This window comes from Actinomadura graeca, from assembly GCF_019175365.1.
Taxonomy (GTDB): Bacteria; Actinomycetota; Actinomycetes; order Streptosporangiales; family Streptosporangiaceae; genus Spirillospora; species Spirillospora graeca.
Genome location: NZ_CP059572.1, coordinates 8,349,903 through 8,364,414, shown reverse-complemented (window position 1 = coordinate 8,364,414; position 14,512 = coordinate 8,349,903). Strand labels below are relative to the sequence as shown.

The 14,512-nt window shown below is 67.6% G+C and carries 17 protein-coding genes and 1 pseudogene; 10 read left to right on the top strand and 8 right to left on the bottom strand.

Annotated features, from left to right (window positions below):
- The first annotated feature begins 566 nt into the window (after positions 1–566).
- On the top strand, positions 567–770 hold the full coding sequence (locus AGRA3207_RS37110) for a pentapeptide repeat-containing protein (RefSeq protein WP_231332034.1): 204 nt from the start codon (positions 567–569) through the stop codon (positions 768–770).
- A gap of 122 nt (positions 771–892) precedes the next feature.
- The gene (locus AGRA3207_RS37105) at positions 893–1,279 is read left to right on the top strand and encodes a hypothetical protein (protein ID WP_231332032.1); all 387 of its coding nucleotides are present in this window, start codon (positions 893–895) and stop codon (positions 1,277–1,279) included.
- Between the two features lie 476 nt (positions 1,280–1,755).
- On the opposite strand, the gene AGRA3207_RS37100 is transcribed toward AGRA3207_RS37105, so the two are convergent.
- The 4 genes and pseudogenes from AGRA3207_RS37100 to AGRA3207_RS37085 form a co-directional block, all read right to left on the bottom strand.
- The gene (locus AGRA3207_RS37100) at positions 1,756–2,172 is read right to left on the bottom strand and encodes a hypothetical protein (protein ID WP_231332030.1); all 417 of its coding nucleotides are present in this window, start codon (positions 2,170–2,172) and stop codon (positions 1,756–1,758) included.
- A gap of 51 nt (positions 2,173–2,223) precedes the next feature.
- On the bottom strand, positions 2,224–2,691 hold the full coding sequence (locus AGRA3207_RS37095; protein WP_231332029.1) for a GNAT family N-acetyltransferase: 468 nt from the start codon (positions 2,689–2,691) through the stop codon (positions 2,224–2,226).
- Between the two features lie 188 nt (positions 2,692–2,879).
- Positions 2,880–3,239 (bottom strand): annotated as a pseudogene (locus AGRA3207_RS37090) (IS5 family transposase); the annotation flags it as partial.
- 75 nt (positions 3,240–3,314) lie between these two features.
- Positions 3,315–4,214, bottom strand: a complete 900-nt coding sequence (locus tag AGRA3207_RS37085; RefSeq protein ID WP_420830929.1) for an IS982 family transposase — start codon at positions 4,212–4,214, stop codon at positions 3,315–3,317.
- 310 nt (positions 4,215–4,524) lie between these two features.
- Between AGRA3207_RS37085 and AGRA3207_RS37080 the strand changes: the two genes are divergently transcribed.
- The 4 genes from AGRA3207_RS37080 to AGRA3207_RS37065 are packed head-to-tail and all read left to right on the top strand — an operon-like array spanning position 4,525 to position 5,860.
- Positions 4,525–4,857, top strand: coding sequence for a hypothetical protein (locus AGRA3207_RS37080; RefSeq protein WP_231332027.1), 333 nt, complete (start codon positions 4,525–4,527; stop codon positions 4,855–4,857).
- A complete protein-coding gene (locus AGRA3207_RS37075; RefSeq protein ID WP_231332026.1) occupies positions 4,850–5,311 on the top strand; it encodes a hypothetical protein in 462 nt (153 codons plus the stop codon). The genes AGRA3207_RS37080 and AGRA3207_RS37075 overlap by 8 nt, the downstream gene beginning before the upstream one ends.
- Before the next feature lie 44 nt (positions 5,312–5,355).
- A complete protein-coding gene (locus tag AGRA3207_RS37070) occupies positions 5,356–5,700 on the top strand; it encodes a hypothetical protein (RefSeq protein WP_231332025.1) in 345 nt (114 codons plus the stop codon).
- Complete coding sequence (locus AGRA3207_RS37065; RefSeq protein ID WP_231332024.1) at positions 5,684–5,860, top strand: hypothetical protein; 177 nt, start codon at positions 5,684–5,686, stop codon at positions 5,858–5,860. The genes AGRA3207_RS37070 and AGRA3207_RS37065 overlap by 17 nt, the downstream gene beginning before the upstream one ends.
- Before the next feature lie 1,199 nt (positions 5,861–7,059).
- On the opposite strand, the gene AGRA3207_RS37060 is transcribed toward AGRA3207_RS37065, so the two are convergent.
- Positions 7,060–8,583 (bottom strand): ISL3 family transposase, encoded by a 1,524-nt coding sequence (locus AGRA3207_RS37060; protein ID WP_273700067.1) that lies wholly within the window; start codon positions 8,581–8,583, stop codon positions 7,060–7,062.
- Between the two features lie 138 nt (positions 8,584–8,721).
- Entirely contained in the window at positions 8,722–9,720 is a 999-nt protein-coding gene (locus AGRA3207_RS37055; RefSeq protein ID WP_231332020.1) for an NACHT domain-containing protein, read from the bottom strand.
- 157 nt (positions 9,721–9,877) lie between these two features.
- Between AGRA3207_RS37055 and AGRA3207_RS37050 the strand changes: the two genes are divergently transcribed.
- Positions 9,878–10,162 carry a hypothetical protein gene (locus tag AGRA3207_RS37050; protein ID WP_231332018.1) on the top strand — a complete coding sequence of 95 codons (285 nt, stop codon included), beginning with the start codon at positions 9,878–9,880 and terminating at the stop codon, positions 10,160–10,162.
- A 277-nt stretch (positions 10,163–10,439) separates the two neighbouring features.
- Here AGRA3207_RS37050 and AGRA3207_RS37045 read toward each other — a convergent pair whose 3' ends face one another.
- Both AGRA3207_RS37045 and AGRA3207_RS37040 read right to left on the bottom strand, forming a co-directional pair.
- The gene (locus AGRA3207_RS37045) at positions 10,440–11,114 is read right to left on the bottom strand and encodes a phosphotransferase family protein (RefSeq protein ID WP_231332016.1); all 675 of its coding nucleotides are present in this window, start codon (positions 11,112–11,114) and stop codon (positions 10,440–10,442) included.
- 359 nt (positions 11,115–11,473) lie between these two features.
- Positions 11,474–11,623, bottom strand: a complete 150-nt coding sequence (locus AGRA3207_RS37040) for a hypothetical protein (RefSeq protein ID WP_231332015.1) — start codon at positions 11,621–11,623, stop codon at positions 11,474–11,476.
- A gap of 275 nt (positions 11,624–11,898) precedes the next feature.
- Between AGRA3207_RS37040 and AGRA3207_RS37035 the strand changes: the two genes are divergently transcribed.
- The 3 genes from AGRA3207_RS37035 to tgmC are packed head-to-tail and all read left to right on the top strand — an operon-like array spanning position 11,899 to position 14,452.
- A complete protein-coding gene (locus AGRA3207_RS37035; RefSeq protein WP_231332014.1) occupies positions 11,899–12,255 on the top strand; it encodes a putative ATP-grasp-modified RiPP in 357 nt (118 codons plus the stop codon).
- Positions 12,256–12,302: 47 nt separating this feature from the next.
- Positions 12,303–13,226 carry an MvdC/MvdD family ATP grasp protein gene (locus AGRA3207_RS37030; RefSeq protein ID WP_231332013.1) on the top strand — a complete coding sequence of 308 codons (924 nt, stop codon included), beginning with the start codon at positions 12,303–12,305 and terminating at the stop codon, positions 13,224–13,226.
- A 5-nt stretch (positions 13,227–13,231) separates the two neighbouring features.
- Positions 13,232–14,452, top strand: a complete 1,221-nt coding sequence (gene tgmC, locus AGRA3207_RS37025; protein WP_231332012.1) for an ATP-grasp peptide maturase system methyltransferase — start codon at positions 13,232–13,234, stop codon at positions 14,450–14,452.
- The last annotated feature ends 60 nt before the right edge of the window (positions 14,453–14,512 follow it).

Sequence of the window (14,512 nt, the reverse complement as noted above, 5' to 3'; positions counted from 1 at the left end):
CCCCAACCAGCCCACACCCCGGTAAACCCACCCAGGTGACCTCAACCGGCTACCGTCCGCGACCGGCCGCCCTGTTCTCAGAAGCATTTCATTTATGCGAGACCCGTGGGGTTGCTAGCGGCCAGTGAACCCTGGGGGAGGTGGCCCTACCGGATTCGCGCGTCCCCTTCGTCGAGCGCGGCCCGGATCCGCCGTGCACAGTATGGTCGACCCCCGAACGCTGTGCCGTGCAGCGCAGATACTCCTCAGCCCCTGCAGCAGACCCGAGTCCGGATACTCAGTGACCATGAAGACGTGTGTCCCAGCCGGTCCGACGTGACTCCAGGAATCAACATCGTTGGGGCTTGGCCGCCCCGGTGGCGTCCACGGCTGGGATGCGATCGGGCACGAAACCTCCGGTCTACCGAGACCAGAACATTTCCGGCCGGTTCGGGTCACCGCACCGCAGGCCGTCCAGCAGGCGTCGCGCGGCCGGCCTGTCCAGTTAAGCCGCCCCGGGCGGCCGGGACCGGCCCCTGGAGCTGGCGGTTGCCGTGCGCACGGGGACGGCGCGGCCCTAAGGTCGGATGCGTGCGGACTTCGGCGGGCGGCGGCTGGTGGATGAGGACGACGAGGAGATCGCGCCCAGTATCACTCGGGACCGCATCCACCCCTACGCCGACCTGACCGACGCGGACCTGACCGACGCGAACCTGAAGGGCGCGAACCTAACCGGCGCGGATTTGAACGGCGCGCACCTGACACGCGCAAACCTGGTCGGCGAACCTTGAACGGTACGCGCCTGGTGCTGCCCTACGCCCAACCGGTCAGCCGACTCACCCGGCTGACCATCGCAGACGTCTCCGAACACCATGGACGGGTATCGCTTCGCCTGGGCGATCCGCCCACCCCGGTGCCCGAACCATTCGCCACGATGCTCACCACGCTCGCCGCCAACCGCGCCAACATGAACACCGCCACCAACCCCGACAGCGACTGGCTGTTCCCCGGCGGCCGCGCCGGACAACCGCTCTCCGCGGGCGCCTTCCTGCAGCAGCTACGCGCACTCGGACTACCGGTCGCCCAGACCCGCACCGCCGCCTTCCGCCAGTTCGTCCTCCAAGCTCCCGCGCCCGTCGTCGCCCAAGCACTCGGCTACCACCACAACACCGCCACCAAGCACCGCACCGCCGCCGGCGGAACCTGGAACCGCTACCCCCGATCAGGAAGGCGCACCCATGACAACCTCCGGAATCCCCTACCGCGTGAGGCCGCACCTGACCAGCACAACCTTCGATAGTCCGCTGCTACAGCTGATGTCCCACTCCACCCAAGCCCAGCCTTACGACCTACTCCTCGGCGAAGGAATTACCGCGGAAGCAGCCCTTAACGACCTGAATGCCAAAGCAGAGCAATCCGCAGCTAAGTACGCCGACGAACAATCCAAGTCTGACTACATGTCCAGCCATGCATCACATGATCGCCCGCATCTGTACTGTTCATTCAGGCTCAGCACGGTCCGGTTAGCCGCAGGTCCCCTGGCCAACAGCCTGCCTGGATGGGTCGCCTACGGATCGCTGGTCGTCGAAAGCTCGCTCTCTTGCAACTGCCCCAAGCCATGAAACCCCCCAGAGCTCACCCGAATACGACAGGGCACCGGTCTGTGTAGCCGTCGGGCCAGTTGCGGTCGTGGTCGGCACGATGCTTTGGAGCACCGAGGTGGGTGAACATCGATACATGGCTTGGGAATGGGTCGCGCCTGTCGCCACTTCGGCTTCAGGTGGTCTCGGTGTCGTTTTCACCTGGCTGGCTGGTGCCCAGAGCCGCCGCCATGCCGAGCACATGGTTGAGCAGAACCGTGCAGCCGAGCAGCAAGCACGCCTGTTTCGGGAGTGGCGGGATGCCTACCTGGCCGCTCTCCGCTGCATTGACCTGCTGGGGCGCCGGGCCGACTACGAGGCGAAGGGAGCACACGACAAGCTCCAGCAGTTCGATCAGCAGAGGCCCCGAACCAAGCGCATCGAGATGGAGTTGGACGAACTTATCGCTGTCCGGGCGTTCGGAAGCGAACGCGTGCTCGCTGGTGCAGACGCCTGGCTTGGCGCTCACCGCGGTCAGAACGACGGCGAGGTTGCGGAGATCACTATTCAGCTTCAAGCCGTCGTCCGAGTTGAGCTCCAGGGCTGCTGACACTGCCCGAATACGACACAGTCGATACGGCAGGGCACCGGTCCCCGCGCGTGCTCAGGACAGTGAACAGCGGTAGCGGAGCTTGGGCAGGGCGAGCCCGGCGGACGGATCATCAACGACGGTGCCGTCCCAGTGCCAGCCTGCAGCCTCATAGAAGCGCCTGGCCCGCCTGTTGGCCGCCAACACCCACAAGCTCGCGTTCCGGTAGTCGGCCCGCCGCATGGCTTGGGTCGTGGCAGCCAGGAGCCGCCGTCCGACCCCTGCCCCCCACACCTCGGGCAGTGCATAGAGAGTCGCCAGCTCCGCGCTACCCGGGATGTCGGCGGCGCTGAACACCGCGAAGGCCACCGCGGCATGATCGTCCTCGGCCAGCAGCGCCCCGGCCGCGGGCCATCGCGAGGGCCGAAGCAGCGGCTCCCAAGCCGAGGCCTCCGCGCCGACGTCCATGGAGTCGAGGTGGCTCTGAGGGAGGATGTCCACGAAAGCTCTTTGCCAGGCCCGAACATAGATCTCGCCGGTCACCACAACATCGTCCGGCCCGGCCCGTCTGATCTGCACACCCCATCCTGCAAGCCGCCTCGCTCACACGACAACTCCTTTACGTCTGTCGATGCGGGTCAGTCAGCGATCTTGCTTCAGGTGAGGTGACGCCGCTGTAGCGGCCTGTGCCTGCCCGCCTGCCGGTGATGCCGGGTTCGTCCCCGGCCGTTCCCCTTTTTGCGGGCGCCGGCGGCGTGCTGGCGGGCGCGCACGATGGTGGAGTCCACGCACACCGCCGACCAGTCCACGGTTCCGATCGCATCGTCGTGGACCTGGACGTGCGCCAGCAGCCGCTCCCAGGTCCCGCCCGCGCTCCAGCGGCGGAACCGCTGGTAGAGCGTCTGCCACGGCCCATAGCGCTCGGGCACGTCCCGCCAGTCCGCACCGGTCCGGACCTTCCACAAGATCCCGTTGATCACCTGCCGGTGGTCACGCCACCGCCCACCAGGCCCCGAAGCGACCGGCAGCAACGGCTCGATCCGCGCCCAGGCCGCATCGGTCAGCTCATGTCGCCGCACCATGGCCACCATCAAGCCACAACCCAAAGATCCAGATCCGCAAAACAGGCCCTAGATCGTTGATGGGGGTTGTTGTGAGTGGTCTGGTTAGTGGTCGTAGGCGGTCAGTGACCGTATGACCTTTGCGTTGATCAGCCAGTTGTGCCAGATTGCGGCGTTGAGTGCGCAGATGCGCTGGCACAGGCGTGTCCACAGCCCTTTGGTGGTGCGTGCGGCGTGGCGTTCCAGCCCGAGCTGGTTCTTCAGCGTCCAGATCACTGCCTCGATGCGCTGGCGCAGCCAGCCCGGGAACACCGTCACGGCGGGCTCGGGCTCGTCGTCGCGGACCGGGCGGATCAGGATGTGGCCCAGATCGGCGGCGGCCTTTTCCACCCCGGCGCCGGCGAATCCCTTGTCGCACACGATCGGGCACGGTCCCGGCGCGGCCTGCCGGACGTGCAGCAGGTGCACCGCCTGCTTGCGCTCGTCCAGCTCTTTGGGGTGGGCCAGGCTGAAGGCGCAGACCGCGCCCTCGGCGGTGGTGATCAGCATCAGCTTGGCGCCCCAGTAGAAGGCGTGGTGCGATCTGTCCATCCCGTACCCGGCGATCTCGCCCAGGGCCGAGCGGTCCACGGTGGTGCGTGAGGCACCGCAGCGCACCGGGGTGCCGTCCATCAGCCGCAGCCGGTCGTGCCAGGACGGAATCTGCCGCACCAGCCACATCGCGGCGGCGAACAGGGCGGGGGCGGCATCGCGCAGATGCCGGTTGTACTGAGACTGGCCGGGCAGCCGCGGGAACAGGTGCCCGATCCTGGCCGGGGCGCCTCGCAGCCACCGCCGCTCGGAATCGCAGCCGAGCAGGACTTGCGCGACGGCCACACAGGTCAGCTCGGCATCGTTGAGGACCCGCGAAGGGCCGCGCCTGCCAGGCCGGACCACCGACGGCAGGACATGGTCGTCCAGGTGGACATAGAGTGCGATCAGAAGGGCGTCCAGGTTTGTCTTCACACACTGATCATGGGCGCCCTTCACCACGTCCGCACCCGCCCCAGAAAACCCCCATCAACGATCTAGGGCGGTGCACTGCTCATATCCCGGGTCACGGTAAATGCAGCAGTGTCCTGAAACCGGGCAAACCGTCGAACAGGCGCCGCCTCCACATGGATGGGGGCGCCTGATCGGCTCTTTGAGTGGCCCACACCCCCTTCGGCAGCCACAGGCCTGGGAAGCGAGACGAGGTTTTGATCATCATTTGATCGTTTGGCCCGATGATGCCAAGATATTCCGTGCCTGGGCCGCATGCCCTACCTTCGGATGCATGACCAGCCCTCCAGACGATGACGAACCCGACGAGGATGCGACATCCCGCGAAGAATCTGATTTCTATTTTCAGAGAATCCTCGGTTTGATTAACCAGTATGAGCTTAGACTCGAAGAACTGGACAGATCTTTACTGCCACCCACTGATGAGCTTCGAGCCGTGGGTATATTTGGTTTACGAGATTTAGATGCAGGATACGAAGAGCTATTTACTTGGGGACCGCCTGAGGATGACTTTCGGCATATAGATTCCCTCAAAGCTGTTAATGATCGACTTCACGAAATCTACAACAGGTTGGGCCCACCACCGGGCTGGAGTCCGGATGACTGATGGGCTGTCCCCCGACCCCCGCTATGCGGAGTGGCGAAAGTTGCCCCCCGCCAAGCAAGCCCAAGCGTGGGAGAAGATTCGCCCCGGCACCTTTGAAGAGATCTGGGCAGAAGCTCTGAAAGAGGGCAAACATCGGCGTTACATTGAGGTTCAGGCTGAGAGGCATCGTATGACCCAAGAGCGCGCAGCGTCTCAGCATATGCGCCGAGTGTCTTGGTTCGCCCACGGGGCACAAACGGTCCGCATCATCTTTGCCTTTTGCTCGTTAATCATTACAGCTTACGCCGCGCAGAAATTTATCAGGGCGGACGCATCCCAAGGGGTGATGGTCTATGCGATCGGCGGAGGAACAACGGTGGCGCTCTTCCTGGGGCTCCGACCCGCGGCCCTAACATTTCTCGGCAAAGGGCATGTCAAGGGAATAGAGGACAGCAATACCGGAGACTCAACCTGAAGGCTGTCCCGTAACGGTGGACGATCTTGGTCGTTGATCTTGCCATGGAGCGGGTGATCAGTGCGGATCGGGACGAGCGGGTGCCGGTGTTCACCGGCCTGCCGGTGCGGCAGTTCCGCAGGCTCGTGCGGATCGTTGCAGGTCGCGGCGGTGAGCAGACCGGCACCGGCCGACGGTGGAGCCTGCCGCTGGCCGACCGGGTGCTGCTGATCGCGGTGTACTACCGCACCAGCCTGACACTGCGGCTGGTCGCATTGCAGTCCGTCGAAGTCGGCCGCGCACCGGGTCGTCGACCACCTGGCGCCGCTGCTCGCGCCGGCCCCCGCCGCCCGCCGGCACGGCCCCGGCACGGTGCCGATCGCGGACGGCACAATGGTGCCCGTCCATGACCGGACGATCACCTCACGGTCCAAGAACCACCAGTACTCGGTGAACATGCAGGTCGTCATCGATGCCGACACCCGCTTGGTGGTCGCGGTGGGGCGTCCGGTGCCGGGCAACCACAACGACCGTGAGGATGATCTAGTGCTGTCCCGCCCGATGGTCTGACCCGCACAACGATCGGCTTTCGATGCCTGTGTGCAGATCTGTCGGCCTCGGTCGGGACGGCCCTTGCTGGCGCTGGGCTGGGTGAGGGGTGTCCCGATAGGGGCTTGCCCGTTTGGGACGTCGTCACAGTCCTGACCTCCTCGCTGGCCCGGCGACTGCCAACTGCCCCCTCGACGTCGTCGAGGAACTCACATCTCCGTGCCCAGCATCCAGCAGCCGACTGCGACCGCGCAGACCGAGACGCCTACCATCGGTCCAGAGATTGTGCTCGGGTTCGATACCCATAAAGACACCCACGTTGCCGCCGCGGTTACCCACCTGGGGGTTCTGCTGGCCACGGCGGCGTTCCCAGCGACCTCGGCCGGCGGCATAGAAGGCCTCGGCAGCAGCATCGGAATCATCACCGCAGTGATGAGGGCCCTCTTCTCTGCATTCTTCGCACCGTGTGCACGGGCAGGGCGCGGCTCTACGGCCGAAACCAGCAGCAGGCGTTGGCGGAACGGCGGGGGGCGGGCGGTGGGAGAGAATCGCCCCCGGCATCCGCCGGGGCGGCATCGCCCCCTGCGCCAAACTGCTCGGCGCGGGCGTGACTGGCGCGGACCCGGCCGAGGCGGCCCTGACCGGCGTGCCCCCTAACGGCGCCGACCTGAGCAACGCGCTCCTCAACAGGACGCGGCTGGACGGCGCGCGAGTTTGATCCGCGGCGGCGCTGACCGGCACAGGCTGGCCGGTGCGAGCCTGCCGGGCGCGGATCTGCTGGAGGCCGACCTGAACGGCACGATCTGAGCGATACCGGCTTGAACCGCGCGGACCTGACCGGCGCGACCCTGCCCAGAGTGCGCCTGGACGGCGCCGACCTCTTACAGGTGCGCTGGCCGGGAGCCGAGGCAGCCGACCTGATCGGAGGAGGACAGCCCAGCGCCGACGGTATGGCCGGGAAGGTGGAGACGCCGGATGCTGTGGCGGTCGACGCGGCTCGCGCCATATCGGTCGGAAGTTGCGTTCGAGGACGTCCCGGGCAAACCTGCGGCACCGCGCCACCTGAGCACCAGAAGGCAGGGGACAACCGCAGATCGCCCCTCCTGCGAACGCCGGTTGATCCGTTCCGCAGGGTGTTGAGGCGGACACCTTCATCGCCTGACGGCGGCCATGAGAAGCGGTTCTGATCCACTTGGTGTGGTGGGGTGCACGTTGAGTGTTCAGTCGGCGTGGAGGATTTGGAGGCGGAGAAGGTCGAAGAGCGCGCGGCCGTAGCCGTCTCGTTTGATTCGTTTGATCCGGTTGACGTTGCCTTCGACGCGGCCGGAGTTCCAGTGGGTGCTCAGGCCTGCGGTCACTGCGTCGAGGTCCTGGCGGATTCCGTTGACTAGGCTTTTCAGGGGCGGGAAGCCGGTGGCTTCGGCCTGTTGGAGCCAGTGGGGTAAGCGGCGTCCGTCCAGGTCGGCCATCATCGTGGCGAAAGACTCCACGCAGGCGGCGACGGCGTCGAGTTCGGGGCAGCGGGCCAGCAGCTGCTTGAGCCGGAGTGTGGCGTTGTCGTCCAGGTGGTCGGGGTGGCTGGTGATCAGGTGGGTGGCGCGGCGGACGCTGAGCTGCTTCGCGACTTCCGGAGCGGGCTTTCCGCTGGCGCGCACGGCCTGGAGATGCCGGCGGACGGTGCGCTGGCTGCCGGTGTAGCCGCGTTCAGCGATCTCGGCGCACAACCGGGCGGCGTCGGTGCATCCCTGGTTCCAGCGTTCATGCAGGTAGGGCAGGAACGGGGCGACGCGCGTTCCGCGCCGGCCAGCCGGGGCGGGCGTCACGTCCTCGGGAGTGGCGGCGTGCGCGTAGCGGCGCACGGTCTTGCGGTCCAGGCCGAGCGCGTCGGCGATCGCAGAGATCCCGATGCCCTTGGCCCGCAGTTCGTGCACCGCCGCGTGCCGCTCGCGCCGCTGAGACACCCGCACGCCTTCCCACTCGGCCGGAACGGCCGGGGAGCCGGTGTGCGGTGAGGCTGGCGCCACCTGCTCCGACGACTTGTCGCCGGTCGGCTCGGCGAGACAGGCGCGGTGGTGCGCCACGCACTTGTGCACCGCCTCGCACAGGTTCCTCCAGACATGGAAACGGTCCGCCACCTGCACCGCGTCCGGGGCGGCGGCCCGCACGGCCTCGGCATAGGCCCCGCCCCGATCGCGGCACACGATCTCCGCCCCGGGATGCTCACGCAGCCAGCCGGCCAACGTGGCGGCGGTCCGATCGGGCAGCACCTCCACCCGTTCGCCGGTCTGCATGTCCAGCAGGATCGTGGCGTAGACGTGGCCTTTGCGGGTGGCGAAGTCGTCCACGCCCAGCACGCGCGGCGCGGCCGCCCGTGGTCGCTCGGGCCGGCGGCGCAGCAGCCGCAGCAGCGTGTTCTGGCTGACCGGGATCGCCAGATACTGGGTGAGTCGAGCGGCCGGGCGCCCGGCCAGCACTTGCATGAATCGTTCGAAGACGCGCCGCAGCCGCGGGGTCCGGCGGGCGAACCGCTCGGTCAGCCCCTCGATCTGCTCGGTGAACGTGCGCCGCGGGCACCCGTCCGCCGCGCAGCGGAAGCGCTGCACCGCCAGGTCGATCACCGTCCGCCGACCACCCACCGTCACGTCGTCGAGCCTGCGGCGATACCGGCCATGCCGGTACCGCGACACCGACCCGCAGGTCGGGCACCTGGCCTCCGACGTCGTCGTCTGGGCGGAGATCGTCACGGCCGACTCGTCCGCCGTGACCTGCTCGACGGCCACAGATCCACGGTGACCGGACAAGGGAGATAGCGCCGCATAGTCACACGCGCCAAGATCCTTCCGGCTCAACCGACGCTACGTGACCGGTTCACACCAAGTGGATCAGAACCCAAACAAGTGGCCGTTGACAGGTCGCAAGACTCCCGTCCCGCTCGGCGCGCAGATGCTTGTAGACCGTTCCCAGTCCATCTGGTCCGGCCACGCGGCCTGCGCCAGGAAGGCGATCGTCTCTTCGGCCGCGAGCGGGTCTATCTTCACCCTGCGCGCCTCCTGCAGATGGTCGGCACCGTTTCTGATCACCTCGGCGTATTCGACCGCCCGGCAGGTGACCGCGACGGGCCGGTCGGTACCGATCGCATCGTTGATGCAGTCGACCGCGTGGCGGCGGGAGGTCTCGGGGATCTCGTCCAGGCCGTCCAGGATCGGCAAGATCAGGCCATGGTTCATCAGCTGCCGGGGGGTGTGCTCGTTACCGAAGAAGAACGTGGCCGCCATGTACTTGATGATCCATGTGTCCAGCGGCTTGACCGGCTCCCTCGCCGGCTCCCATAACGCCGCCGGCAGCCTGACCGGTACCCTCCCGCCCGGCGGCCGGTCCTCCAGCAACCCCAGCGCCAGCAGCAGGGCAACCACTGACTTTCCCGACCCGGGAGAACCGAGCACCACCAACCGCTGCCCGCCGGTCACAGGGCCATACACCTCGGCCAGATCGCGGCACGCCTCCCCGAAGCGTTCCCCCAGACGTGTGCTCCCGGACCACCCATCCGCCTCCGCGGCCTCCGGATCATCCGGCGACCACGTCAACGGCAGCACCCGCTGATCCAGCAGCCCCCGGTTCTGTGCCTCCTCCCGCAACTGCCCCTGCAACTCCCCTGCCAGGCTGTCGGCCAGTGCCTCCGGATCACGTTCCGGCTCACCGCGCTCGGAGACAAAGGCCACCAGCGCCAACGCCAGATCCGCGAGCAACCCGAAGGTCGCCACCACCGCAGCCACCGCCACGGAATTCGCGACAACGACCGCCACCAACGCCAACACCGCAGCCGCGACCAAGATAACGACATAAGTGCGCCTCAGTCCGGAACGGGAGAATCCAGTCGACATAGGCTCAGACTAGGAACCGAACGCTCACCGCGACCGCGCCGTCACTGAACCGTAGCCAACAAAGACGGCCTTCGATATCAACTGGTAACCGCGAAAGCCAGACACTCATGCGCTGTACCCGCCCGGCGTCGCCGCGCAGATGAGGATCGGCCCGGACGTGCTCACTGACTGGTTCGTCACCAGCCACCTCACCGGCACCGATGACGGCCGTGAGCTCGCCCGGGCGGTGCTGGCCCGCGCCGGCGAACATCATCCGCCCACGTGGGTGCTGTTCGAGCCGGTCCTGGAGGGGGAGCCGGTACGGCGGGCCCACCACGCCGTCTACGCCGCGCTCACCAGCCTCCGCCGCCGCGACCTGGACCACGCCACCGCCTTGGTCGATGATTCCTGTACCGGAGGCCGCACTGCTTTCAGCGCTGCACACGCCGCTCATCCACCTTGAGACACGCCTCAAGCGGCCCCGCCCCGGCTCGCAGGACCCACACCCGTCTTCGATCTCCGGCCGTGTTCGGCTGCGCTACTGCAGACTCGGTCAGTCGGTCCAGTTCTGGCGATCCTCACCTCCTGTCATGCGAACCGGCTCCTTGAGGATGCCCGAACCGTGGACACGCCCACCTCGCCGCCGAGCACCGGCAGCTACGAAGGCGCCACCAAGGCGCAGCAACAGCGGTCCAGATCGGCTCGACCAGGGCGGGTGGGGGCAGGGGGCTGCTAGATCCCTACACGGCGGGTCCGAGCTGACGGTGATCGGCCCACTGCTGCCCTAGGGCGGCCAGTTCGGCTTTCCAGGCGATGCCGGGGTCTGCGGTGCTGCGGCGCCGCCAGGTTTCGGCGAATGCCCAGGCGAGGCGGTCGATGTCGGCAGGAGCGGTGCGGGTCCAGGAGGGGAACCGGGACAGCCAGTGCGCCACCTGGCCGGGGTGGTGGCCGGCTTTGAGCAGCCAGGGGATGAGCAGGGCCAGCTCCACCCAGGCGGCTCCACGCGAGGTGAAGGTCCAGTCCACCACGTAGGCGCGGCTCTCATCGGTGATCAGCAGGTTGTCCGGGTTCAGGTCGGCGTGGATCAGCGTGTGGCCCGCCATGGCGGACACGTCGTCTAGGACCGGTTGCCAGCGCCGCTCGACCCGGAGTGTCACCGCGTCGGGTGCGGGCGTCGCCTGGAGCGCCTCTACGGTCTTGGCCAGCAGGGCAAGATCGGGGGAACCGGGTGTGTAGTCGGCGTGGCGGGCCTGGACGTGCTCAAAGCCCAGCAGCAGCCATCCCGCCTCCTCGACACTCCAGAGGAGGCGGGGCGCATACGGCTGCACGTGCGGGTTGATCCGGGCCTCGTTGCGCAGGGTCGCGACCTCGGGGCCGTCCCGGCCGGGTTCCTTGCGAGCGCCCTTGACGAACACTGGCCCCGAAGGTGCGCGCAACGTCCCGGCGATGTGAGCGTGGTTACCCGAAGGAGCCGGGTCAAGACCGGTCACCTCACCGGTATGTGCCTGGACTGCGTCCCTGGCTTGCAGGGGCAGTTCGTTCCATGCACTGCGCGACATCGAAGCCCTCTCGGTCAGCTCACACGCACGGGTTTTCGGGGCAGCAGGTCTCACCGGTGGACCAGAGTTCCATATCGACGGGGTAGCCGGTGGCATGAAGCGCCGGGATGGTGCGAGCCACCGCTGCGCCGGAACGGATGTCCGGCAGCACGCAACCGATCCCCTGCGCCCGGTGTGCTGGTGGTGGAAGTCGGCGTGGAGACCGCTGCCGAGTGTCAGCGGCGGCGTGCCGTTGCAGGGTGCCCGGCGACGCGGACGGTGGCGCGGGCGGCCGACAGGCCGTGCCGCAGGTTCAGCACGATGATCCGCTCGTGCGCCTGGCGGTCCCGCTCGGTGAGCCAGCCGTTGCGGTGCAGCGCGGTCATGAAGCGGCGCCAGCTCAGCTGTTGAATGCCGCCATGGCCTACCTGGCGTTTTCAGCTCTGTATACAACGACGTGCGGCTAGCTTGGCGGGGGCAGGCGAGCGCGTCCCGGGCACCGAGTGCGCCATCGGCAGCGGCTCCTCGACCAAGATTCAGCGGTTTGACCCGGGTGCGGCGCAACATCCCGCCGTTCACGCAGGCAGATCGTCTCGGCTTGGACACAGATCGGTAGATCCAGTAGGCAACACTTTTTCCGGCTCCGGCGTTCGTGTGGACAATGTGCGCTAGATGGCGTCCGATAGGCGTCAACGAACACCCTCCTGTGGAAGGAGCCTCGCCGTTGGACGCGCAGACAACCCCCTTCGGGCGAAAAGACGGCGCAGGGGCAGCCCCGTGGGGATGGTCCAGGGCGGTCGACCGGTTACCAGAGTCACCTTCGGACTACGTTGGTGTGGTGCTGGATCCGCTCACGCAGACCGCCCGGTACATCGATGCCGACGATCAGGTGATCGAGGCGGGCAGACACGGGACCAACAAAACCAGGGGCACCGCGACCAAGTCGGGCGGCGGGGACGGCAAGGGGCCTCAAGAACAGGTCCAAGACGACAACACCACCGACTACGAAACGGACTAGCCCGGGTGTCCGACCTGGCGGTGTTGGTTGTCACCAGCCTGCACGACGTGACCGCCGATCTGGTGATCACCGCGCTCAACGAGCGGGGAGTGCCGGTCGTCCGCGTCGACCCCGCCGACATCGTTCCGACCGACGCAGGCAGCGATGCGCTGTCCTTTGCTGCACAGATCGGCGGCGCCGGGGACCGGTGGGCCGGTGTGCTGCGCACCGCCAGCCGCGTCCTGGAGGTGGAGCAGATCCGCTCGGTGTACCACCGGCGGCCCGGTCCCTGGAGGTTCGCCCATCCCGACCGGCGAGTCCGGGAGTTCGCGGCCCGGGAGGCCCGGCACGGCCTGGCCGGTCTGCTCAACCACCTCCCGGTCCTGCACGTCAACCCGCCGAAGGCGACCGCGTGGGCCGAGTACAAACCAGCCCAGTTGCAGACCGCCGCCCAGACCGGGTTCACGGTCCCGGCAACCCTGATCACCAACGACCTGCGCGCCGCCCGCACGTTCATCCGCGAACACCACCCGGTCGTCTACAAGAGCTTCCGTGGGGCACCGCCTAGTGACGGCCGCACCGGCGCAATCTGGACTCAGCGCGTCGACCCTGCCGACCTCGATGAGTCCGTCGCGGTCACCGCACACCTCTACCAGCAGGAACTCGACAAGTCCGGCGACGCCCGGATCACCGTCGTTGGCCGCCGGGTCTTCGCCTCGCTGATCGAGACGCCCGACGGACTCCTGGACTGGAGGTCAGGGGACTGGGACGAGCTGACGTGCACCTCGCTGGAACTGCCCGACGGCCTCGCCGACATGCTGTGCACCTATTTGGACCGGTTCGGCTTGGTGTTCGGGTGCTTCGACTTCGCCGTCGACCGGCGCACCGGGCATCTCATCTTTATCGAGTGCAACCCCAACGGGCAGTGGGCGTTCCTTCCCGACGCCGATGCCATCGCCGATGCGTTCGCCACCCTCTTGCAGGCAGGATGAACTCCGTGTCCGACCACCCGCCTACGACCGCCGACCTTCAGGTCTCGGCCGCCGCGCTGCGCGGCGAGCTGGCGCGCGCGCTCGATGCCCAGGGGCTGCTGGAGGATCCTGGCTGGCGGCGCGCGGTGCAGACGGTACCGCGGCACCGGTTCGTGGCCGGCTTCTATACCGACACCGGCCGACACGACCAGGAGGGTCTGCCGATCTGGGAGCCGGTCACCCAGAACATCGACCCCGGGCGGTGGCTGGAGGGCGCCTACAGCGACACCACCCTCATCACCCAGTTCGACGGCACGGAAACCGACTGGAATCGGCCGGCCCCGCGCGCCGGTGGCGCGCCGACGTCATCGTCCACGCTGCCGTCACTGGTGCTGCGGATGTGGCTGGACGCCGAGGTGGCCGAGGGTCACAACGTGCTGGAGATCGGGACCGGCACCGGCTACTCCACCGCCCTGGTCTGCGAACGCCTCGGGGACCGCGGCGATGTCATGTCGCTGGAGGTCGACCCCGCCCGGCTGGCCCAGGCGGCCGACGCGCTGAACGCCTGCGGGTACGCAGTGGGCCTGGCGGTCGCCGACGGGCTGCATGGGTACTGGCCGCACGCCCCCTACGACCGCATCGTCGCCGCCTGCTCCGTCCGCATCGTCCCGGCCGCGTGGCTCGCCCAGACCCGGTCCGGCGGCAAGATCCTCACCACCCTGTCAGGCTGGTTGTACGGCTACGCCCGGGTCCTGCTCACTGTCACCGACCCGGGTACCGCGCATGGGCCGCTGCTGCCGGGCACCATCTCCTTCATGGCCGCCCGCCTCCAGGAACGTCCCGCACCCGGCAACCCCGCCGACTGGGACGCCCTCACCCGCAACCTCCCGGCCGAACCCACGCGGCACGACCCGGCACGGCTGGAACAGGGCACCGACGAGGCGTTCTTCGGCCGGTTCCTGGCCCAGCTCACGACCCCGCACGCCCAACTCCTCACCGCAGATGAAGACACCCTGCACCTGATCGACGTGACCGACGGATCAGCCGCCACCCTCACCCGCCATCACGACACCTGGCACGTCCACCAAACCGGACCGACTCGGCTATGGGACGCCATCCAAACGACATGGGACACCTGGGACCAAGCCGGTCGTCCAGGCCCGCAGCACTTTCACCTGACCATCACCCACGGACGGCAGAACATCGCCCACACCACGACACCCGACCTGTCGTTCCCTCTCATATGACACAGGCGCTCGCGGCACGCGCCCTCGGCATGGGACTGTACGGTTTCGGCTCTGTCGCAT

Excerpts from the sequence above, each read along its gene's own strand:
- AGRA3207_RS37075 (WP_231332026.1), top strand. The coding sequence starts at position 4,850 with ATGACTGATGGGCTGTCCCCCGACCCCCGCTATGCGGAGTGGCGAAAG.
- AGRA3207_RS37070 (WP_231332025.1), top strand. The coding sequence starts at position 5,356 with ATGGAGCGGGTGATCAGTGCGGATCGGGACGAGCGGGTGCCGGTGTTC.
- AGRA3207_RS37110 (WP_231332034.1), top strand. The coding sequence starts at position 567 with ATGCGTGCGGACTTCGGCGGGCGGCGGCTGGTGGATGAGGACGACGAG.
- AGRA3207_RS37035 (WP_231332014.1), top strand. The coding sequence starts at position 11,899 with ATGTGCGCTAGATGGCGTCCGATAGGCGTCAACGAACACCCTCCTGTG.
- AGRA3207_RS37040 (WP_231332015.1), bottom strand. The coding sequence starts at position 11,623 with ATGACCGCGCTGCACCGCAACGGCTGGCTCACCGAGCGGGACCGCCAG.
- AGRA3207_RS37065 (WP_231332024.1), top strand. The coding sequence starts at position 5,684 with ATGGTGCCCGTCCATGACCGGACGATCACCTCACGGTCCAAGAACCAC.
- AGRA3207_RS37055 (WP_231332020.1), bottom strand. The coding sequence starts at position 9,720 with ATGTCGACTGGATTCTCCCGTTCCGGACTGAGGCGCACTTATGTCGTT.
- AGRA3207_RS37080 (WP_231332027.1), top strand. The coding sequence starts at position 4,525 with ATGACCAGCCCTCCAGACGATGACGAACCCGACGAGGATGCGACATCC.